The sequence below is a fragment of the Corallococcus sp. CA047B genome (assembly GCF_003612065.1).
Classification (GTDB): Bacteria; Myxococcota; Myxococcia; order Myxococcales; family Myxococcaceae; genus Corallococcus; species Corallococcus praedator.
Genome location: NZ_RAWD01000160.1, coordinates 1 through 21,144, shown reverse-complemented (window position 1 = coordinate 21,144; position 21,144 = coordinate 1). Strand labels below are relative to the sequence as shown.

The 21,144-nt window shown below is 70.7% G+C and carries 18 protein-coding genes; 5 read left to right on the top strand and 13 right to left on the bottom strand.

Going from position 1 to position 21,144, the window contains the following annotated elements:
* The first annotated feature begins 2 nt into the window (after positions 1-2).
* A complete protein-coding gene (locus tag D7X74_RS23695; RefSeq protein ID WP_120535271.1) occupies positions 3-1,256 on the top strand; it encodes a phosphatidylserine/phosphatidylglycerophosphate/cardiolipin synthase family protein in 1,254 nt (417 codons plus the stop codon).
* A 153-nt stretch (positions 1,257-1,409) separates the two neighbouring features.
* Entirely contained in the window at positions 1,410-4,148 is a 2,739-nt protein-coding gene (gene acnA, locus D7X74_RS23690; protein ID WP_120535270.1) for an aconitate hydratase AcnA, read from the top strand.
* A gap of 90 nt (positions 4,149-4,238) precedes the next feature.
* On the opposite strand, the gene D7X74_RS23685 is transcribed toward acnA, so the two are convergent.
* The 6 genes from D7X74_RS23685 to D7X74_RS23660 all read right to left on the bottom strand — a co-directional run bounded on the left by D7X74_RS23685 (position 4,239) and on the right by D7X74_RS23660 (position 11,911).
* Positions 4,239-4,661, bottom strand: coding sequence for an HD domain-containing protein (locus D7X74_RS23685; protein WP_120535269.1), 423 nt, complete (start codon positions 4,659-4,661; stop codon positions 4,239-4,241).
* Positions 4,662-4,703: 42 nt separating this feature from the next.
* Complete coding sequence (locus D7X74_RS23680) at positions 4,704-5,339, bottom strand: hypothetical protein (RefSeq protein ID WP_120535268.1); 636 nt, start codon at positions 5,337-5,339, stop codon at positions 4,704-4,706.
* Between the two features lie 8 nt (positions 5,340-5,347).
* Entirely contained in the window at positions 5,348-6,430 is a 1,083-nt protein-coding gene (locus D7X74_RS23675) for a PilW family protein (RefSeq protein WP_233595613.1), read from the bottom strand.
* A gap of 44 nt (positions 6,431-6,474) precedes the next feature.
* Positions 6,475-7,083 (bottom strand): type II secretion system protein J, encoded by a 609-nt coding sequence (locus D7X74_RS23670; RefSeq protein ID WP_120535267.1) that lies wholly within the window; start codon positions 7,081-7,083, stop codon positions 6,475-6,477.
* A complete protein-coding gene (locus D7X74_RS23665) occupies positions 7,080-11,264 on the bottom strand; it encodes a hypothetical protein (protein WP_233602219.1) in 4,185 nt (1,394 codons plus the stop codon). Before D7X74_RS23665 ends, D7X74_RS23670 begins: the two co-directional genes overlap by 4 nt.
* Positions 11,265-11,518: 254 nt before the next feature.
* Positions 11,519-11,911: a peptide chain release factor-like protein gene (locus D7X74_RS23660; protein WP_120535265.1), complete on the bottom strand. Its 393-nt coding sequence runs from the start codon at positions 11,909-11,911 to the stop codon at positions 11,519-11,521.
* A 254-nt stretch (positions 11,912-12,165) separates the two neighbouring features.
* Between D7X74_RS23660 and D7X74_RS23655 the strand changes: the two genes are divergently transcribed.
* A complete protein-coding gene (locus D7X74_RS23655; protein WP_120535264.1) occupies positions 12,166-12,720 on the top strand; it encodes a YceI family protein in 555 nt (184 codons plus the stop codon).
* A gap of 62 nt (positions 12,721-12,782) precedes the next feature.
* On the top strand, positions 12,783-13,478 hold the full coding sequence (locus tag D7X74_RS23650; protein WP_120535263.1) for a pirin family protein: 696 nt from the start codon (positions 12,783-12,785) through the stop codon (positions 13,476-13,478).
* A 53-nt stretch (positions 13,479-13,531) separates the two neighbouring features.
* On the opposite strand, the gene D7X74_RS23645 is transcribed toward D7X74_RS23650, so the two are convergent.
* Positions 13,532-14,239 carry a hypothetical protein gene (locus D7X74_RS23645; protein ID WP_120535262.1) on the bottom strand — a complete coding sequence of 236 codons (708 nt, stop codon included), beginning with the start codon at positions 14,237-14,239 and terminating at the stop codon, positions 13,532-13,534.
* A gap of 84 nt (positions 14,240-14,323) precedes the next feature.
* Positions 14,324-15,163 carry a histone deacetylase gene (locus D7X74_RS23640; RefSeq protein ID WP_233602218.1) on the bottom strand — a complete coding sequence of 280 codons (840 nt, stop codon included), beginning with the start codon at positions 15,161-15,163 and terminating at the stop codon, positions 14,324-14,326.
* A 188-nt stretch (positions 15,164-15,351) separates the two neighbouring features.
* Here D7X74_RS23640 and D7X74_RS23635 point away from each other — a divergent pair, with 188 nt between their 5' ends.
* A complete protein-coding gene (locus tag D7X74_RS23635) occupies positions 15,352-16,806 on the top strand; it encodes a VWA domain-containing protein (protein ID WP_120535260.1) in 1,455 nt (484 codons plus the stop codon).
* Between the two features lie 23 nt (positions 16,807-16,829).
* Here the strand turns inward: D7X74_RS23635 and D7X74_RS23630 are convergent, their stop codons facing one another.
* From D7X74_RS23630 to D7X74_RS23610, 5 genes are all read right to left on the bottom strand, one after another.
* A complete protein-coding gene (locus tag D7X74_RS23630; protein ID WP_120535259.1) occupies positions 16,830-18,488 on the bottom strand; it encodes a hypothetical protein in 1,659 nt (552 codons plus the stop codon).
* The gene (locus D7X74_RS23625; protein WP_120535272.1) at positions 18,485-19,318 is read right to left on the bottom strand and encodes an ABC transporter ATP-binding protein; all 834 of its coding nucleotides are present in this window, start codon (positions 19,316-19,318) and stop codon (positions 18,485-18,487) included. Before D7X74_RS23625 ends, D7X74_RS23630 begins: the two co-directional genes overlap by 4 nt.
* Before the next feature lie 84 nt (positions 19,319-19,402).
* On the bottom strand, positions 19,403-19,780 hold the full coding sequence (locus D7X74_RS23620; RefSeq protein ID WP_120535258.1) for a response regulator: 378 nt from the start codon (positions 19,778-19,780) through the stop codon (positions 19,403-19,405).
* Between the two features lie 106 nt (positions 19,781-19,886).
* A complete protein-coding gene (locus D7X74_RS23615; RefSeq protein ID WP_120535257.1) occupies positions 19,887-20,846 on the bottom strand; it encodes an amidohydrolase family protein in 960 nt (319 codons plus the stop codon).
* On the bottom strand, positions 20,843-21,097 hold the full coding sequence (locus D7X74_RS23610) for a hypothetical protein (RefSeq protein WP_120535256.1): 255 nt from the start codon (positions 21,095-21,097) through the stop codon (positions 20,843-20,845). Before D7X74_RS23610 ends, D7X74_RS23615 begins: the two co-directional genes overlap by 4 nt.
* Positions 21,098-21,144 lie beyond the last annotated feature (47 nt).

The window sequence follows — 21,144 nt, the reverse complement described above, 5'->3', positions numbered from 1 at the left end:
GGATGGAGGAGCGGGTTCCGACAGGGGCCCGGCCGGTGCGGGCCCTGGCCCGGAGTCCGGGGCCGGTGCCGGACCATGGACAGGTGTGGAGCCCCGGGGTGTCCCGGCGGCTGCTCGCCCGCTACTACCTGCCCCAGCGCCACACCACCCTGCAGGGCAACGCGTGCCGCCTCCTGCGCGACGGCGTGGAGGCCTATCCGGAGATGCTGGAGGCCATCCGCCGGGCGCGCCGCTCCATCCGCCTGGAGACGTACATGTTCGTCACCGACGCGGTGGGCGAGCTGTTCGGCCAGGCGCTGGCGGAGGCGGCCGAGCGCGGCGTGCACGTGAAGGTCCTCTACGACGCGGTGGGTTCGTGGACCAGCCGCAGGAGCTTCTTCGAAGGACTGCGCCAGCGCGGCGTGGACGTGCGCGCCTTCAAGCCCTTCAGCCTGTCGCGCGGGCTGCGCCACCTGTTCCGGCGCGACCACCGGAAGATTCTCGTGGTGGACGGCACGGTGGCCTTCACGGGCGGGGTGAACATCGCCGCGCACTGGGCGCCGGAGGGGCAGGGCGTCGCGTGGCGCGACGACGTGCTCAAGATTGAAGGCCCCGCGGTGCACGAGCTGGAGCGCCGCTTCCTCGCCACGTGGCGGATGATGTTCCAGGACCGGCTGAGCCGCCTCAAGCGGCGCATCCGGGGCGGCGTGAGCGCGCCGGAGCCCGGGCCCCAGCGCGGCGACGTGGGGCTGGCGGTGCTGTCCAGCCGCCGCAGCATCCACCGCGCCTACCTGCACGCCATCCAGCGCTCGCGCCAGAGCGTGCTCATCGCCGCGGGCTACTTCGTGCCGGACCGCCGGCTGGTCGCCGCGCTCAAGGACGCGGCGAAGCGCGGCGTGGAGGTCAGCCTGCTGCTCAACGGCGGCAAGAGCGACCACCCCTTCCTGGAGCACGCCACGCGCGCCTTCTACGAAACGCTGATGGGCGCCGGCATCCGCATCTTCGAGTGGCAGCGCGGCGTGCTGCACGCCAAGACGGCGGTGGTGGACGGCGTCTGGGGCACCATCGGTTCGTTCAACCTGGAGCGGCTCTCCCTGGCGTTCAACCACGAGGTCAACGCCGTGTTCGCGGACCCCCGGCTGGGACGCGAGCTGGAGGACTCCTTCCGCACCGACTGCGGCGACTGCCGCGAGGTGGACCTGGCCGTCTTCCGGCGCCGGCCCCTCTGGCAGAAGGCCGTGGAGCGCGTGCTCTACTTCTTCCGCAAGGTGCTCTGAGCCCGACCCCGGAGCCGGCCCCGGAGCCCTCTGGGAAACACGGGGTTCCCGGCAACCGTCCGCCGCCGTCAACGCGGTGCAGGAACCCTTTGCATGCCGGGTGCGAGGGCCATAGAAGTTGCCTCATTCCGGCACGGAAGGACGGCAACGAACATGACGGACAGTTTCGGCACGAAAGCCAAGCTCAAGGTGGGCTCGACCACCTATGACCTCTTCAGCCTGGGGACGCTGGCGAAGTCCCACCCGGCGGTGAACCGCCTCCCGTTCTCCCTCAAGGTGCTGCTGGAGAACCTGCTGCGCAACGAGGACGGCCGCGTCGTCAAGCGCGAGCACATCGAGAAGATGCTCGCCTGGGACCCCAAGGCGGCCCCGGAGACCGAAATCTCCTTCCACCCCGCGCGCGTGCTGCTCCAGGACTTCACCGGCGTGCCCGCCGTCGTGGACATGGCCGCCATGCGCGAGGCGCTCGCCGCCATGGGCGGGGACCCCGCGAAGATCAACCCGCGCAACCCGGCCGACCTCGTCATCGACCACTCGGTGCAGATCGACTCGTTCGCCACCACCGCGGCCTTCAAGGAGAACGCGGAGCTGGAGTTCGAGCGCAACCGCGAGCGCTACGCCTTCCTGCGCTGGGGCCAGAGCGCGTTCAAGGGCTTTGGCGTCGTGCCGCCGGACATCGGCATCTGCCACCAGGTGAACCTGGAGTTCCTGGCGCAGGTGACGTTCCGTCAGGGCACCACGGTGTACCCGGACACGCTCGTGGGCACGGACAGCCACACGACGATGATCAACGGCCTGGGCGTGGTCGGCTGGGGCGTGGGCGGCATCGAGGCGGAGGCCGCGCTCCTGGGCCAGCCCATCACGATGCTGATTCCGCAGGTGGTGGGCTTCAAGCTCACCGGCAAGCTGCCCGCGGGCGCGACGGCCACCGACCTGGTGCTCACCGTCACGCAGATGCTCCGCAAGAAGGGCGTCGTCGGCAAGTTCGTGGAGTTCTACGGCAACGGCCTGAAGAACCTGTCGCTGCCGGACCGCGCCACCATCGCGAACATGGCCCCGGAGTACGGCGCCACCATCGGCTTCTTCCCCGTGGACGAGGAGAGCTGCAACTACCTGCGCTTCACCGGCCGCCCGGATGACGTCGTCGCGCTGACGGAGGCGTACGCGAAGGAGCAGGGTCTGTGGCGCACGGATGACGCCCAGGACCCCCTCTTCACGGACTCGCTGGAGCTGGACCTGGCCACCGTGGTGCCCAGCCTCGCGGGCCCCAAGCGCCCGCAGGACCGCGTGCCCCTGAAGGACATGAAGGCGGGCTACGAGGCGTCGCTCGTGGAGATGCTGTCCGCCGGCAAGAGCAAGGGCGAGGACGACGAGGGCCCCAAGGGCGGCGCCAAGGCCCCCGCGGCCCCGGTGCCCCCGGAGCGGCTGGCCCAGAGCGTCACCGTGAAGGCCGGCAAGCAGAGCTACCAGGTGGGCCATGGCGCGGTGGTCATCGCGTCCATCACCTCCTGCACCAACACGTCCAACCCGGCCGTGCTGGTGGCCGCCGGCATCCTGGCGAAGAACGCCGTGGAGAAGGGCCTCAAGCCCCAGCCGTGGGTGAAGACGAGCCTCGCCCCGGGCAGCCGCGTCGTCACCGAGTACCTGCGCGACGCGGGCCTCCTGCCCTACCTGGAGGCCGTGGGCTTCCACGTCGTGGGCTACGGCTGCACCACCTGCATCGGCAACTCCGGCCCGCTGCCGGAGGCCGTGTCCAACGCGGTGGTGGAGGGCGACCTCGTGGTGGCCGCGGTGCTGTCCGGCAACCGCAACTTCGAGGGCCGCATCAACCCGCACGTGCGCATGAACTACCTGGCGAGCCCCCCGCTCGTGGTGGCGTACGCGCTGGCCGGTGAAGTGGGCCGCGACCTGAACAACGAGCCCCTGGGCACGGACCCCAACGGCAAGCCGGTGTTCCTCAAGGACATCTGGCCGTCCGACCAGGAGATCCGGGAGACCATCCGCACGGCGGTGAAGCCGGAGCAGTTCCGCAGCCAGTACGCCAACGCGATGGACGGCGATGCGCTGTGGCAGCAGCTCCAGGTGAGCAAGGGCTCCACCTTCCAGTGGGAGGAGAAGTCCACCTACGTGCGCAAGCCGCCCTTCTTCGAGAACCTCCCGAAGGAGCCCAAGGCGGTGCAGGACATCAAGGGCGCGCGCGTGCTGGCGCTCCTGGGTGACTCCGTGACGACGGACCACATCTCGCCCGCCGGCAACATCGCGAAGACGAGCCCCGCCGCCAAGTACCTGATGGCGGAGGGCGTGGAGCCCAAGGACTTCAACTCCTACGGCGCCCGCCGCGGCAACCACGAGGTGATGGTGCGCGGCACCTTCGCCAACATCCGCCTGAAGAACCTGCTGGTCCCCGGCGTGGAGGGTGGCGTCACCGTGCACATCCCCACCCGCGAGCGGATGAGCATCTACGACGCGTCCATGAAGTACCAGGCGGACAACATCCCGCTCGTGGTGCTGGCGGGCGCCGAGTACGGCACCGGCTCCAGCCGCGACTGGGCGGCCAAGGGCACGCAGCTGTTGGGCGTGAAGGCCGTCATCGCCAAGAGCTTCGAGCGCATCCACCGCTCCAACCTCGTGGGCATGGGCGTGCTGCCCCTCCAGTTCGAGGCGGGCCAGGACGCGCAGTCGCTGGGCCTCACCGGGCAGGAGACGTTCGAAATCACGGGCGTCGCGGACGGACTCGCGCCGCAGAAGAAGCTCACCGTGAAGGCCACCGGCGGCGAGAAGGGCCCCATCGAGTTCACGGCGGTGTGCCGCATCGACACGCCCAACGAGCTCGACTACTACCGCAACGGCGGCATCCTCCAGTACGTGCTGCGCCAGCTCGCCAAGGCGTAAGGCGCTTTCTGGAGTCTGTCGTTCCCGGCCCGGCCGCCCTCGCTCCATGGAGGGTCGCCGGGCCGTCGTCTTTTCGGCGCATGTCGGGGACTACTGCGCGCGCAGGCGCGTCCAGGCGGCCACGTAGCGCGACAGCCTTTCGGCGTCCTTCGGCGTGACGGCGGACAGCCGCCGCACGTCCATGTTGTCCTCCAGGTCCGCCAGCTTCACGCGGCGGGCCAGGGGGTGGGGCAAAAGCCTTTCGATGAAGGCCTCGTAGGTTTCGCCCTCGCGCTTCGTGAGGCAGTCCAGCGCGGACAGGATGTCCTCCGCGTAGCCCAGCGCTCGCAGCCGCTCCAACGTGTAGGGCGTGTCCTCCACCACGTCGTGGAGGATGGCCACGGTGCGCTCGGCGTCCGAGGACAGGCGCAGCATCACCCGCAGGGGGTGGAGGATGTAGGGTTGTCCTGCCTTGTCGCGCTGACCCTGGTGCGCGGCCACCGACAGGGCGATGGCGTCTTCGAGCGTGGGCATGGCGGTCAGCTTCTCACGCCCGCCACGGGCCGGTCCGAACGTTCAGCGGTTCAGGTTGCCAGAGCCCGTGCCGCCCGCGTTCTGCGCGGTGTAGGCCTGTCCTCCGCCGTTGTACTGGAGGATGCCCTCCACGGCGAGGCCGGTGGGGTCCTGCTGGTTGGTGTCACCCCGGCGCGGAATCAGCGTCTCGCTGATGCACAGCGCGCCCACCACCACCTGCTGGTCGTTGTCGCGCGCCCAGTCGTTGTCCAGCGGCTTGAACTCGTCCTCGTTGTCGCGGATGTAGATGTAGACGTCGTCCTTGCCGTCTCCGTCCAGGTCCGCGAACAGCGCCGGGTTGGCCGCCTTGATGGCGTTGCGGCCCGTGGCGGCCGTGGGGTCGCGCGGCATGGCGGGCGCGGTGTTGGTGGACGAGGCGACCGGATCATAGACGGACGGCGCCGCGAGGTAGGTGTTCCACTGGGCGTAGTTGCGGCCGAAGTAGCCGCGCGCCAACTGCAGGCCGCTCTCCGCGCAGCTCTGCCGCTGGCCGGCGCGGCTGTAGGACACCGCGCGGGTGCGCTCGCTGCTGGCGTAGGCCATCACGCCCGCCACCAGTCCCAAGAGCACGGTGACGAGCAGCACGACGAGCAGCAGCGTGGCGCCGCGGGCGGAACGGGATGAAGGGCGCGGGAACATGGGCGGACTCACAGGCTGGCCGACGCCAGGTTGGGCAACTCCGCCCGGCGCGAGAAGAGGCTGCGGAAGTAGCCGTCGGCGGTGGCGCCGGCGGGAGGGGTGTGGTTCTCCACGGCGATGGGCAGGTCCTCTGCGAGCACCGCCTGGTTCTGCGTGTCGCGCCGGGGATTGCGGCCGGTGGCCACCACGCTGATGCGCACCGAGCGCAGGCCCGGGGTGTACTCGGGCGACAGCCCGTCCTGGAAGACGTAGCTGGACGGGTCGCCGGAGTTCGTCGCGTCCACGCCGAAGGCCACCTGGAAGTCCTCCACGAAGTCCTGCACCACCAGCGGGTCGCCCATGTCCATGAAGGGGCGGCCGGACGCGTCGGTGGCGGGCAGGCCCTCCGCGCGCATCAGCGCCTTGCGGCCCCCCGTGGCGGGGTTCGGCGCGATGAAGAAGTGCAGCAGGCGCGCGGTGTACACGAGGTCCCCGCGCTGGAAGCCGCCCTTGTGGGGCGCGTTGGAGAAGCCCGGCACGCCGGTCTCCAGGTAGTTCACCGTGGCGGTGGGCGGGCTGCTCACCACCGTGGCCTGCGTGAGCAGCGCGGCGCTCTTCATGTTGCTGGCCACCAGCATGGCGTTGGCCGCCGGGGCGCTGCTGGGCGTGCCCACGCAGTTGACCTGGAGCGAGCCGGTGCCCGGCTGCACCACCGTCATCGCCGCGCCCGGGGCGCAGTCGCGGCCCAGGTAGTTCCGGTCCGGCACCACCAGCCACAAATCATCGGTGCCTTCCGTGCCCGGCACGTTGCCGGCGGTGGTGGCGGCCAGCAGGCCCGTGCCCGCGCCGTCCCCGCCGAAGACGGGGTTGATGCGCTGGGGCACGCCCGCGGACACCACCCAGAGGCCCTCGGACATGCCCGCGCCGGCCTGCCGGACGGCCGACAGCAGGGCTTCTCCGGCGAGCCGCGCGTGGTCGTGGCTGTCCCCCACGTGCTCCGTGTTGTGCACCACGCGCCCGCCCGCCAGCAGCAGGGCCGCGGCGGCCGCGAGGATGATGGTGGCGAGCGCCGAGGCCACCATCGTCTCCAGCAGCGTCATGCCTCGCGGCATGGCGCGCCGGGGGGCCGCTTTCGATTCCATCCGGTGCGACCGCGTCATTGGACGAACACCTCGCTGTGGACGACGGCGCGCTCCAGGCTGTCGCCCTTGCGGAACACGCGCGTCCAGACGGTGAAGGGCAGGGCGCCGGCGGGCACCAGCGCCTGGGACGCCAGTGGCAGGTCGCGGGGCAGTCCCTTGGTCACCAGGATTTCACGGCAGTAGACGTCCCGGGGCAGCACCGAGTCCGGGGTGGAGTCCAGGCAGGGCGTGTTGGCGGGCACGCCCGTCATGGGCTCCACCTCGCCGGTGGGCTTCACGCGGAAGTAGGCGCCGGTGCCCACGTCCGTCGCCGACGCCGGGCTCGGATCCAACTTCCACGGCGCCGTGCCGAAGGGAATCTCCGGCGCGAAGGTGCCCGGCCGGTCCACCGCCTGCAGCAGCAGGTCCGACTTCGACGCCAGCCACAGCCGCTGGACGCGGGCCTCCAGCAGCATGCGCCGGCCCTGGAGCACCTGGCCGTCCTTCACGTCGCGCGTGGCGGCCACCATGCCCATCACGGCGCCCACGGCGGCCAGGGCCAGGATGCTCATGGAGATGAGCACCTCCAGCAGACCGCTGCCGCGCGTCCGGCCATGCAGGGGGAAGCGGATGGGAGGGCTCATTCGAAGAACCTCTGGCTCCAGTTGAGCAGCTGGTAGAGCACGCCGTTGTTGCCGTTCACGGAGTCCTTCTGGTTGGGGCTGGAGGGGCCCTCCGTGGTGGCGTTGTCGATGCGGGTGACGTGCAGGGCGCTGACCTCCGCGCCCACCACGAAGTCCTGCGACGCGCCCCCGTTCTCGCGGTGGTAGACGGCCACGCCGCCGTAGTTGGCGAGCGTCGCGCCCGCCATGGGCCGGAAGCCGGTCGCGGACGTGGGCGCCTCTCCCAGGTCGATGCTGTAGGTGGCGCCCCGGATGGAGCCGCTGAGCAGCATGGGGTCGTTCACCGATTCCTGGGCGGTGCTGAAGTACGCGGTGCGCCCGGCGATGGTGATGTTGCCGTAGACGTGCTCGGGCGCGCTGAAGATGAGCGGGAAGGGCGGCGGTTCGCGGAGCACGCCGTAGGTGGTCGCCTCCGCGTGGGCCACGCTCGCGGGGAGGGGCGTGCCGTCCAACTGCTTGCCGTCCATGCCCAGGGGCAGCCGGTACTCCGGATCCAACAGGAGGACATGGAGCCGGCCCGCCACGGTGTCCGGCACCCAGTCCATGCCGGCGGTGCCCACCAGCGCCACCATCTTGCCCTGGTAGTTGGCGAAGGCGGACGACGCATCCACCCCTTCGCGGGGAATGCGCGCCAGGCCCACGTTGGTGCTGATGGGCTGCGACGTGATGGGCAGCGTGCCGATGTTCATCGCGGTGTACTTGCAGGGGGCGGCGTCGCTGCACGCGGGGCCCAGGCGCGCCACGTTGACGTTCATGCCGGTGGACGCGTCCAGCTCCCAGAGGCGTCCCTCCATGTCGCCCACGTAGAGGCGCGCGGCGCCGCTCATGTCCTGCGACACGGTGGGCGCGGCGGGCGCGCTGTTGTCCACGCCGCTCGTGTAGCCCTGCTGCCACTGCCACAGCTTCTGGCCGTTGGCCGCGTCGATGGCGAACACCTGCACGCCCTTGGCTGGCGTCCCCGGCGCGCCGGAGCTGCTGGACGCGACGAACACGGTGTAGACGGGCTCCAGGCCCAACCGGCCCACGCCCACCGACAGGCCGCGCGAGCCGCCCAGGCCGCTGTAGTCGTAGAGGCCGCTGGCGCCACGGCCGGGGTCCGTTCCGGGCGGCAGCTTGAAGATGCTGGTGGCCTCGTCCCAGGTGTACGTCCAGTCCACGCCGCCCTGGCTGCGGTCCGCCAGCGCCACGGCGGTGTGCGGCGCGCTGGCGCTGCCGTAGTGGCTGCCCACCAGGTGCCACAGGAGCACCGGCTTGAGCGGGTTGGTGACGTCCATGGCGAACAGGTCGCGGCCCGTCTGGCCCACGTTGGTCACCAGCACGGTGTGCCACTCACGGCGGCCGGTGCCCACGAAGTCGGCGAACACGTCGAACACGACGGGCGCGCTGTTCACCCGCGCGGTGTTGTTGCGCAGGCCGACGAGCTGCGTGGCCGGCAGGAAGCTCCACAGTTCGGTGCCCGGGGCCGGCGTGCTGCCACCGCGGAAGGCCGCCGCGTGGTCCGTCTTGAAGCGCGCGGTGGCGTCCGGGTTGGGGAACTGGAGATCCTCCTGGGGGCCGTCGTAGCGCTTGCCGCCGGAGACGTAGAAGGCGTGCAGCTGGCCGTCCAGGCCCGCCGCGTAGGCCACCGTCGGACGGGGGCCGCCCTTGTCCGGGATGTTGGCGCTGGCGGGCACCACCACCGGGGAGGAGTGGATGAAGCCGCCCAGGTGCGCGCGGTTGTCCGCGTCATCGTTGTTGCACTCGTTGTCGTTGGGCTCCAGCACCGCGGTGCCGCTGCCGTCGCGGCGCGTGGAGGTGGCGAAGCAGAAGCCGCGCACGCGCTGGAGCATCTGCGCCACCGCGCGGAAGTCGATGGCGAGCTGGGTCTGGTTGAGCACCGTGTTCGCCACGCCGAAGTCCGCGCCGCCCACCTGCGGGGTGTACTGCGTCGCCTGCTGCAGGTCGCACACGCCGTCCGCGCCGCGCACGAAGTCGTAGCGGAAGCTGCCGTCGCGCGACGTGGCGCGGCCCAGCTTCAGCACGTCCACGCAGCCCGGGTTGGGGGCGCTGCCGTAGCTGTCGTTGATGCGCGTGCCGGAGACCTCTTCGGGCACCCAGCCCACCTGGAGCACGCCGTGGGGCGCGGTGCGGTTGGTGCCCAGCACCGGGTTCTCCGTCACCTCGCCGCCGAAGTAGGTGAAGAGGTTGCGGGCGCCCGGGCGGGGCATGCGCGCGTCCGCGTTCCAGAGGGTGCCGTCGTCCAGGGCGTTCTCGCCGGTGGAGAGCGCGTTGCCCCCGATGAGCGAGTGCGCGCGCAGCGTGCCCGGGTAGTAGGGGAACACCCAGTGCGAACCCTGCGCGGGGGTGTACGTGTCCGCGCCGGGCGGGTAGCCGGACACCGCGTCGTAGGAGGTCTTGAACAGCACGGCGCGCGAGCCGTCCGTGTCGCTGCCGTTCGTGTCGTCCAGCGTCACCGGCGCGGAGACGGTGCGCTCGCTCTGCAGCGGTTCGGAGCCCAGGTTGAGCAGCGTGTTGAGCACGATGCGCGTGCCCGCGACGCTGTCCTTGAAGTCGTGGCCCGCCAGGTAGACGACCGTCGCCTTCTGCGGATCATTGTCCTTCTGGCCGAAGGAGAAGAAGTCATGGCCACGCGTGGTGGGGCTGACCGCCACATCCGGGGCGCTGTCGTAGCGCTCGCCGCGCTCGTAGTCCTTCCAGCTCACCGCCAGCCGCCGCACGCCGTCCTTGTACGCGCCAGCGCGGTAGTTCTCCGTGTGGCCCGCGACGTTCTTGTAGCGGAAGTCGCCCATCTGGGAGAACGGGTCGCCGGGGTTGGGGTAGAGCATGCAGGCCGGCCGCGCGCGGCTCTCGCTCAGGTAGTCCGGGTCGGAGCAGTTGCGGCCGTCCCAGGTGGCGCCGGGGCCGCCCAGCTTGTTGATCTCGAAGTTGACGTCGCCCTGGAAGCGCGAGCGCGCCATGGGCGTGTTGTCCGGGCGCTTGCTCGTCTCATAGGACCAGATGCTCGCGCACTCGGCGAAGAGGCCGTTGCCGCGCTGGTCGGTGAAGTGGGCGATGTTGTTGAGGACGTTCTCGCGCTGGTTGACGGCGCCGTCCCCGTTGGAGCTGTACTCGGCGCGGGTGCTGTCGCCAATCTCCCAGTGCGGCGCCCAGAACACGCGGTAGCGCGGCTTCCCCGTCGCCGGGTCGATGGCGTTGATCAGGCCGTGGGGGAACGCGGTGGTGGAGATGAGGTCCGCGTTGGCGTGGAGCGCGTCGTAGATGAGCCCGGGGCGACCGCCGTTGATGGCGCAGGGGGTGGTGGTGCCCTCCGGGCAACCGCCGGCGCCGGGGAAGTCCAGGCCCGCGTTGCGCAGGTAGTCGTCCAGCATGCCGCCCTTCACGTAGGACTTGTCCCCGGCGTTGTTGTCGTGCCTGTCCAACAGGGCGATCTTCGGGGGTACGCGGTTGAGGCGACGGCCGATGGGCGCGTTGAACTCGATGGTGGCCTGGTGCATGCGCACGTAGAAGCAGCCCATGCCGGTGCTGAACGTGTTGCAGGAGCACTCGGTGCGGAACTTGTTGGGCGCGTCCGCCCCGGCGGAGGAGTTCAGGAAGTCGAGCGCGTTCTTCGCGTCCTTCGCGTCGATGATGAAGCTGCCGCCCATGTACTGGACGTCGCGGAAGCCGCTGCCGGTGTCGAGCGTCGTCTTGCGGAAGTTGGGCCGGGCCTCGCCCGTGGTGGTGGTGAAGTTCTCGATCTCGTCCTCGGGGAACAGGCCGCCGGCAGGCAGCGCCGCCAGCGGGGGCACCGGCACCACCGGCGCCGCGTCCGCGCGCGAGATGTGGAAGTCACAGCCGTCGTTCCACTGAGGGTCATTCCACTGGCCGCTGTTCGGCGTGGGCGGCATGTGCTTGTTCGTGGGCACGCACCGGTTGGGCGACTTCTTCGTATCGTCGATGGCCAGGTACACCGTCACCGGGTGCGCGGCGTTGAAGCCGCCCGCCTCGTTGGACTGCAGGAGGCGCCACACGAGCCCGTAGGCCGACAGGCTGCCGCAGCCCTGCTGGAAGGTGGCCTGCTCGGGGATGATGAGCGAGCCCTGGCTGAAGGTGACGATGTCCGTGGCCGACGCGGGCGCGGCCGCCAGCAGCGCGAGGCCCAACAGGGCGCGCCGCCAGGAGGAGGCTCCAAAAGGGGAGTGTGCCAAGCGTTCACCGGGGGTTGAGGGGTCAACCGACCCCTCGGGGTCAGGGGTCACCCGCGATGTGTGCACACCGTGTGCCCCGCAAGACACGGGCCTCACCCTGGGGGAGACCTGAAAAGAAACCGTGTCGTTGTGGCCAGGCGGCGTCAGCGGCTACGCAAACCTTGCGAGGTCCGCACCGGGCTGCATAGCGCGGCGCGGTGACGGGCCGCCTACTCCCCGACCCGGCCGCCACGGCCGGCCTTCTTCTCGGAGGTGCGCTTCTTCTCCTCCAGCCGGCGCCGCTTGGAGCCCAGGGTGGGGCGGGTGGCCTTGCGCACCTTGGGCACGAACGTGAGGGCCTGGAGTCCCGCGCGCAGGCGGCGCACGGCGGCGTCCTTGTTCTGCGACTGGCTGCGGCGCTCGGTGGCGGTGACGGAAAGCTCCGTGGGCGGGTGACTGAGGCGCACGCCGCTGGCGGTGGTGTTGCGGTGCTGTCCGCCGGGCCCGGAGGCGATGAAGAACTCCACGTCGCAGACCTTCAGCAGGGCCTCGTCATCCAGGGCGAGGGCCGCCCGGGCGGCCTGGCGTCGTGCGGGGGGAGCGATGGGAGTCGTCGGCGTCATGGCAGTCCTCAAACGTAGCGCCGGGGGGACGACACGGGTACCGCCTCCCTGACACTGGCCTTGTTCCGCTCGCGCGGAGCCCGCCCGGTGGAAAGTGGGGGACCTCTCTGATTGAGCGGGTGGATTCTCGATTTGAGAGTCCCAGGGGTTCGCCTGGGCGGCGGCCTCAAGTGATTCCAGCGGTTTGGGTGATGGCCCGGACGTTGCTCTGGGAGAGGGCATCCACCCGTTGCACGAATCAAAGGACCTTCCCCATGGCCATCCAGACCTGGCAGCTCGACACGACGCACACCACCGTGGGTTTCACGGTGCGCCACATGGTGGTGGCCAAGGTGCACGGCCGCTTCACGCGCTTCGAGGGCAAGCTGACGCTCCAGGGCGACGACTTCACGAAGGCGTCCGTGGAGGTGAAGTTGGAGGCGGCGAGCCTCGACACCGGCGTGGAGGCGCGTGACAACCACCTGCGCTCGCCGGACTTCTTCGACGTGGCGGCGTTCCCGAAGCTCATCTTCCGCAGCAAGCGGGTGGAGGCGGTGAAGGGCGACCACTACCGCGTGGTGGGCGACCTGACGGTGCGCGACCAGACGCACGAGGTGGTGCTGGACGCGGAGCTGCTGGGGCGCGCGAAGGATCCGTTCGGCACGGAGCGCATCGCGTTCCAGGCGACCACGCACCTGGACCGCAAGCAGTTCGGGCTCACCTGGAATCAAGCGATGGAAGCGGGCGGGGTGCTGGTGGGCGAGCGCGTGGACATCAGCCTGGACGTCCAGGCGGTTCCGGCCACGGTGCAGGCGGACAAGGCGGCCTGACGGCGATTCCCGCGTGCGGCGGGACCTCGCGGGGTGCAGTGAAACAAGCAGGGAGCGACACCATGATCTACGTACGAACGTCCGAAGCGCGGGGCCACGCCAACCACGGCTGGCTCGACACCCACCACACCTTCTCCTTCTCGGACTACTACGACCCGGACTTCATGGGGTTCCGCTCCCTGCGCGTCATCAACGAGGACACGGTCGCGCCGCGCCGGGGCTTCGGCAAGCACCCGCACCGGGACATGGAGATCCTCACCTACGTGGTGAGCGGCGCGGTGGAGCACCAGGACAGCATGGGCACCAAGGCGGTCATCCGGCCCGGCGAGGTGCAGCGCATGAGCGCGGGCACGGGCGTGCTGCACAGCGAGATGAACCCGTTGGATGAACCGCTGCACCTGTTGCAGATCTGGCTGCTGCCGGAGCGGCAGGGGCTGCCGCCCGGCTACGAGCAGAAGCGCTTCGACAACGAGGAGCGGCGCGGCAGGTTCCGCGTGGTCGCGTCCCAGGACGGGCGCGATGGGTCTCTGACGGTGCACCAGGACGTGGTGCTGTCCGCGACGGTGCTGGGCGAGGGCGAGAAGGTGGACTACGTGCTGTCGCCCGGCCGCCACGCATGGCTCCAGGTCATCCGGGGGGAGGCCACGCTCAACGGGGTGACGGTCAAGGCCGGTGACGGCGCGGCGGTGTCGGAGGAGACGGCGCTGGCGCTCGCCGCGAAGGCGCCCACGGAGGCGCTGCTCTTCGACATGGCCTGAGCCTGGCGTGAGGTCAGGGGCGGGCCCCGGCGCGGAGCCGGGGCCGCCGCCGGCTAGAAGCTGCGCAGGTTGAACGTGAAGCCGGTGCTCGCGGTGCGGCCGTCCGGGGCGGTGGCCACGAAGCGCGTGATGACGGGCACGAGGGTGAGCGAGCGGTCCGCCGAGACGGAGATCTCCGCGCTCGTCTGGCCCTCGGCCAGGGTGAGCGCGTCGGCGGTGAGGCGCTGCGTGGGCGACTCCAGCGTGATGACGAGCGGACCGGTGAAGCCCTCCGCGCGGGTCACCGTGACCGTCGTCTCCGAGCGCGAGCCCGGGATGAGGTCCACCTGGCGGGGCGTCACGGTGACGGTGAAGTCCGGCTGGGTCACGGGCGGCGGGAGGATGGCCACGGCGATGCCGCCGCTGGCCGTGACGTCGTTGGCCGGATCCTCGGCGAGCAGATCGATGCCGCCCAGGCCGTAGGTGGTGGTGGTGGCCGCGACGGAGATCGTGAGGGTGGTGTTGACGATGGTCTCCCCCGCGGGCAGGACGAAGTCCGGGCCCATCGTGACGCCCTCGGGCGTTCCCGCCACGCTGATGCGCAGCTCGCCCAGGTTGTCCGCGATGCGCTGCACGGCGAGGTCGTAGGGGACGGAGTCACCGGGCGTCACCGTCACCGTGTCCGCGCCCCCCCAGTCCAGGCGGTAGTACGGCGTCCCGCTGCCGCAGCCCAGGGTCAGTGCGCAGGCGAGGAGGGCGAGACGGGAAAGGGGACGCGGCATGGGGGCTCTCCTGGGTGACGAAGCGGTGTGGAGCATGGGCCGGCGGTGGCGGCACCCGCAAGCGGCCGGAGGGAAGGGCAGGCGTCAGCGGAACAACGAACAGGCCGCCACATAAGTCCCGACGTGGGCCTCCAGTGATGGCGTCAGCGGCTTCGCGTAGCCGCCGCCCAGCGTGAGCACCACGGGCAACCCACGCTCGCGCGCCGCGTTCAGCACGCGCAGGTCCCGCTCCCGCAACCCCGCGTGGGTGAGCGACAGCCGCCCGAGGGTGTCCTCCTCCAGCGGATCCACGCCCGCCTGGAAGAAGAGCAGGTCGGCGCGAGCGGACTCCAGGACGTGGGGCAGGTGGGTCTCCAGCAGGGCCAGGTACTCCGCGTCCCCCGTGCCGTCCTCCAGCCCCAGGTCCAGGTGCGAGGGCTGCTTGCGGAAGGGGAAGTTGTGCTCGCCGTGCATGGAGAAGGTGAAGACGGAGGCGTCGCCCGCGAAGGTGGCCGCCGTGCCGTTGCCCTGGTGCACATCCAGATCCACCACCACGGCGCGCTGGATGGCGCCCTCGGCCTGGAGGACACGGATGGCCACGGCGATGTCGTTGAAGACACAGAAGCCCTCCCCGTGGTCGGGGAAGGCGTGGTGCGTGCCGCCAGCGAGGTTGGCGCCGAAGCCGTCCTCCAGCGCGGCGCGGGCGGCGGCCAGGGTTCCCCCCACGGAGGCCCGGGCGTTGTCCACGAGCAGGGGGGACCAGGGAAAGCCCAGCCGGCGCAGCTCCGCGTCGGTGAGGGTGCCGCCGAAGAAGGCATCCAGGTAGCGGGCGGTGTGCACGCGCTCCAGGTCGGTCCGGTTCACCCGGGGCGCTTCGAGGAGGCAGGCCGGGGACAGGATGCCGCGCGCGAGCAGGGCCTCGCGCAGCAGGCGGTACTTCTCCATGGGAAAGCGGTGCCCCTCGGGGAGGGGCACGGCGTACCGGTCGGAGTGGAAGACGCGCACGGGACAGGGGGCGTAACGCCGATGGGGGAGGGGGTGCAACCGGAGGCGTAGACCTTCCGGCGGACCTGTCCGTTACAGGAGCAGGCGGTGCGTGATGCCCGCCCCGCCGTCGATTTCCGGAGCCCACCATGAACCTGAAGCCCCTCTCGCGGGCCGTCCTGACGGCCGCGCTCGCCACCGGTCTGTCCGCCACCTCCGCCCTGGCCGTGACGCCCCTCCACGCGCCGCCGGCGGAGACGGCTTCCACGCCCGCAGGCACCGCGAAGGCCGCGACCGGGAAGCCCGGAGTCGTCGCCGTGCCCGCGCCGCCCAGCGATGCGAAGGCCGCCCCCGCCACGAAGCCTGCCGCCGCCACCGCCGCGCCGCCTTCCGCCGCGACGAAGCCCGCCGTCAACGCGATGCCCGCGCCGCCTCCCGCCGTGAAGCCCTCCGGAACCGGAGCCACCGCGACGCAGGCGCCCGGGCAGACCCCGACGGTCCCCGACCTCAAGGTGGAGGGCCCGGTGGCGCCGGGACAGGCCCAGGGCGCCCAGCCGGAGATCGAGGTGGCATTCGTGCTGGACACGACCGGATCGATGGGCGGGCTGCTGGAGGGCGCGAAGCAGAAGATCTTCTCCATCGCGTCGCGCATCGCGAAGGGCAAGCCCACGCCGCATCTGAAGGTGGCGCTGGTGGCGTACCGGGACGTGGGGGACGCCTACGTGACGAAGCGCTTCGACCTGAGCGACGACCTGGACGCGGTGTTCGCGGAGCTGCGCAAGCTCCAGGCGGACGGCGGCGGAGACTCCCCCGAGCACGTGGGGCGCGGGCTTGGCGAAGCGGTGTCCCTGCTCAAGTGGAACCAGAACCGCGAGGTGATGAAGGTCATCTTCCTGGTGGGTGACGCGCCCCCGGCCCAGCGTGAGGCCGCCTGGGACTTCAAGCTGTGGTCCAAGCGCGCGAAGGAGCGCCACATCGTGGTGAACACCGTGCGCTGCGGTGGGGACGACGCCACGGAGGTCTCCTGGCGCTACGTGGCGAAGCTGACGGATGGCACGTTCGACTCCATCGACGCGGCGGGCGGCATGGTGGCGGTGGCCACGCCCTTCGACGCGGAGCTGTCCCGGGTGAACGCGGAGCTGGCGTCGAAGACGCTCTACGCGGGCCGCAAGGAGGCGCAGGTGATGAACCGGGCGCGTGCGGACGCGATGAAGAGCATGGCCCCGGAGGCCGCCGCGGACCGCATCAGCTACATGAAGGCCAGCCGCGGCGCGGGCAAGGGTGGCGCCGCCGCGGCGGAGGTGAGCAGCGCGCCCGCGGCCATCGGCGGCGCGGTGGACCTGCTGGAGAAGCCGGCCGCGCTCGCCGCCCTCAAGGACGATGAGCTGCCCGAGGAACTCCAGGGCCTGAAGAAGGAGGAGCAGTCCGCGAAGGTGAAGCAGCTCGCCACCGAGCGCAAGGCGCTGGAGCAGCAGGTCGCGAAGCTCGCGAGCGACCGCGACCAGTGGCTCACCAAGAACGCGCCCCCCAAGGAGGACGCCTTCGACGCCAACGTGATGAAGAGCGTGAAGACCCAGGCCGCGAAGTTCGGCGTGGCGTACTGAAGAGCACCTCCGGGCGCGTGGGCCTACTCGCGCGTCACCGCCCGGAGCACCACTTCCCGGCGCTGATCCAACAGGCGCATCGCCAGCGGACGCACCGCCCGGTAGACCAGGAAGTTGAGCACCGCGCACCCGGCGATGAAGGCCACGGACTGCCACCCCGGGCCGTCCTTCCCCGCGAGCTTCAGCGCATGGCCAAAGGGCATGCAGCCCACGCTGGCGGCGAGGATGCCCAGCATCGACGCGGTCAGGGGCACCTTGTCCCGCCGCTTGAGGCTCGCGTGGAACTTCACCGGGAAGTACAGCGACAGGAAGTTGCCCGCGGCGAGCAGCATGGGCACCACCGCCGCCACCGCGGCCATGGCGCACAGGAAGTCCACCCACGTGCCCGCGCCGAAGTACACCCGGTAGAAGAGCCCCACCAGCACCGCCATCCCCAGCGCCGCCACGCCCTGCACACGGTTCTTCGCGCGCAGCACGTCCGACAGGTCCAGGGGCGCCGCCAGGAACACCGCGAACCCGTGCCCGTCGTACGCGAACGTGTTCTGGGAGAACGTGGAAGCAATCACCACCGCGCCGTAGATGCTCAGGCCGCCCATCACCCACGCATCCGCGCTGTTGCCCAGCAGGTAGACGAACAGGTCCCGTCCGGACAGCAGCTTCAGCAGGATGGCCAGGATGAAGGGCACCGCCGCCAGCAGCCGGGCGCGAGGGTTGCGCCACAGGTCCAGCACCTCGCGCCGCACCAGCGTGTCGAAGCGCGTGCGCGTGGTGGCGAACGGATCGCTGTCCGCGCCGTCCACCCGCGCGCCACCCGAGCGGCCCGACTGCCGGTGGAAGCGCAGCAGCAGCGCGTACGCCACGGCCATGCCCACGCCGGTGAAGAACAGCAGGCCCACGGCCTCCATCATCGCGATGCGCACATGCCCGTGGGCCAGCTGCCCCAACCCGTCCCCGAAGTAGCCCGGCGGCACCTGGCTGAGCGCCACCGCCGCGTTGATGATGAGGCTCATGTCCAGCGCGCCCACGCCCGCCTCGCCCACGCTCGTCAGCCACGACGTGTCGATGGGCGGGATGAACGACGCGGCCACGAGGAACGTCAGCATGCCGCCGCCCATGATGCGCGCGCTGTGCTTCGCCTTCAGCACGTTGATGACCGTGTAGAGGCCCACCCGGCTCCACGCCGCGCAGAACAGCGCGAACAGCACGTAGAGCACCGCCGCCAGCCAGGGCGCCGCCAGCCGGTGCCGCGACGCGTAGCCCACCGCCGCGCCGGTGAGGGGCGCGTAGAACACGAGCGCGCGCGGCTCGAAGAGGCTCGCCACCGTGGAGCCGATGAGCAGCCGGAACGGGGAGATGGGGAACGCGGCGTAGCGGGAGAGTTCGGAGTGGTCATCCACGCCGGCGGACAAGAGCGGCCAGGTCACCCAGGTGGCGGCGGTGACGAAGCACAGCAGGTTGAGGATGAAGTAGGGCCACACGTTGCTGTGCGCGATGGTGCTCAGCCGCATCAGCTTGAAGAAGGACAGGCCCAGCAGCACGCCCGGCGCGCTGGAGCCCAGGAACGCGGCCACCGCGAGGAAGCGGCTCTTGCCCGGGCCCTGGTTGAGGCCCAGGTGCAGGCGCAGGCCCCACAACAGCAACAGGTGACGCAGGAAGCTGGGGACGGGGGGCCGGGGACTCACGCGGACTCCCGGCGCAGCGGCACCACCGTCGCGGAGGGCTCCGCGTAGAACGACAGCTTCGCGTTGCGCGCTGCCGGCACGGCGACCAGCTTCTCGAACACCGCCTCCAGCGTGGGCGCGCCGTGGCGCTGGCGCAGCGCCTCCACCGGGCCCTGGTCCAACATGCGCCCACCCCGGATGACGCCCGCGTGCGTGGCCAGCCGCTCGGCGATCTCCAGCACGTGGGTGGTGAGCAGCAGCGTCACGCCCCGGCGGCTCAGCTCGCGGAGCAGCTCACGGATGACGCCCGCGGCGAGCACGTCGATGCCCTCGAAGGGCTCATCCAGCAGCACCAGCTCCGGCCCGTGGATGAGCGCCGCGGCGATGGCGAGCCTGCGGCGCATGCCCTTGGAGTACTCCGCCACCAGCGCGCCGGCCTTGTACGTGAGCTCCGTCAGCTCCAAGAGCTCCACCGCGCGCGACGCGGCCTCTGCGCCGCTCAAGCCATACATGCGCGCGCAGAACGTGAGGTATTGGCGGCCGGTGAGGCGCTCGAAGAGGCTCAGCTCCTCTGGCACCACGCCCACGCGCTGCTTGACGTCCAGGGGCCTTGCCACCGCGTCCACGCCGAGCATGCGGATGGAGCCCGCGTCCGGCCCGTACACGCCCGTCAGCAGCGCGATGGAGGTGGACTTGCCGGCGCCGTTGGGGCCGAGGAACGCGTAGAAGGCGCCCTTGGGAATCTGGAGGTCCAGCCCGTCCAGCGCGGTGAAGGCACCGAAGCGCTTGACGAGGCCGCGTGCATCGATGGCCAGCTCGGAGCCGGTCGGTTCGGAAGGGGGGGGCGTCATGAAGGACGCCATCACACCACGTTCCCTGGGGCCGCCGACAATCCTCGGGTTGACGGATGTCGGTGCCTGCCTGCTGTCCGCGACTCAGTGCACCATGGCGACTTCGGGCGGCCCGACGATCTGCTGCACCGTGGTGCGCACCTTGTCCAGGTCCACGGGCTTGGAGATGTAGCCAGCGGCGCCGACCAGCTCCGCCTCCCATTCGAAGCCGTAGCCCGAGATGATGATGATGGGCAGGTTGCGCGCCCGGGGCATCTTCTTGAGCGCGTCCAGCAGGCCCCAGCCGCTCATGACGGGCATCCGGAGGTCCAGCAGCACGGCGCCCGGGATGTCCTCCTCCAGCAGGTCCAACGCCTCGCGACCGTTGGCGGCCTCGATGGTGTCGTAGCCCATCTCCTGGAGGGCATCGCAGATGAGCGTGCGGTGACTCGCGTCGTCGTCGACGACCAGGATGTTCGACATGGGTATGAGCCTCTGGAGATGGCGGCGTCTGCTTCTTGGGGACCGCGATTCTATGGGCACGAAGATGGGAATGCCTCTTCCATTGCGGAAGGGGTTGCGTTTCTTTTCAACAGTTGTTGTCCACACCGTAGAGCTTCAACGCATTGCCTCCCAGCACCCCCGCGAGGGCGTCCTCGGCCGGCTTCAGGTCCACCAGCGCCTTGAGCTCCCGGTCCCACGCATAGGGGATGTTGGGGAAGTCCGTCCCGTAGAGGATGCGCTCCGGCCGCACCTCCAGCACCTGACGGGGCAGGGGCACGGGGAAGTAGCCGCCCACCGCCATCGTGGTGTCCAGCCAGAGGGTGTCGTGTCGCTCCAAGAGCCGCGCGTAGGCGTCGAACTCATCCGCGCCCAGGTGGGGCACGCACAGCTTCAGCGTCGGATGATCCGTGAGCACGCGCTCCACCCGCTCCGCGGCGCAGAGCATGTAGGGATCACACGGGTACTGGGGGCTGGCCGGCTCGCGCCCCGCGTGCATGACCATCGGCTTGCCCGCCCGGGCGCAGGCCGCGTAGAGCTCCTGCAACTGGGGCGCGTCCGGGGAGAAACACTGCACATGGCAGTGCAGCTTCACGCCCTTGAGTCCCAGGGCGAAGGCCTCCTCCAGGATGTCCACGGCGCCGGGTTCGCCCGGAAACACGGTGGCCAGCCCGATGACGCGGGGCTCGGCCTTGGCCACCTGGGCCACGTAGGCGTTGAGGGCGCGCGCCATGCCCGGCTTGTGGGCGTAGTGCAGGGCGACCACGCGCTCGACGCCCCGGGACAACAGGAACGAAAGCACGTGGGGCGTGTGCAGTTTGTAGCGGATGGGCCAGCCGTGCCGGTCGAACCAGCGCCACACCGCCTCGAAGACGCGGTCGGGGAACAGGTGCACGTGCGCGTCCACGACGGGCGGCAGGCCGGGGTCCACGCGGGGCCCTTCCTCGTCCGCCAGCGCGGGCATGGGCATGGAGATGCCCAAATCCCGCCACGAGGGCGACGACGCCAGACACGGCACTGGAGCGTCGTCGTCCGGGACGGACGTCATCCGCCGCCCGTGCCCGACGGGCCGGACTTCGAGGTGTCGTCCGCCTTGTCGGCCTGATCCATGCGCCGCAGGTAGCTGTTGTGCGCGTAGCCGTTGCGCTCCAGCCGCTGCGCCTCGATGGCGTCCGCGACCTTCGTGCACACCTGGCCGAGCACGCGCAGGGACTCGGCGATCACCCGCTCCGCGTGATCCTGCGCGTTGGCGGACGGAATCGTGGGTCGGTCGCGGCGGAACAGGAGGGGCAACTTCATCCCATGGAATCTAAGGGATGCCCCGCCCGTGTGCCACGCGTCAGCCC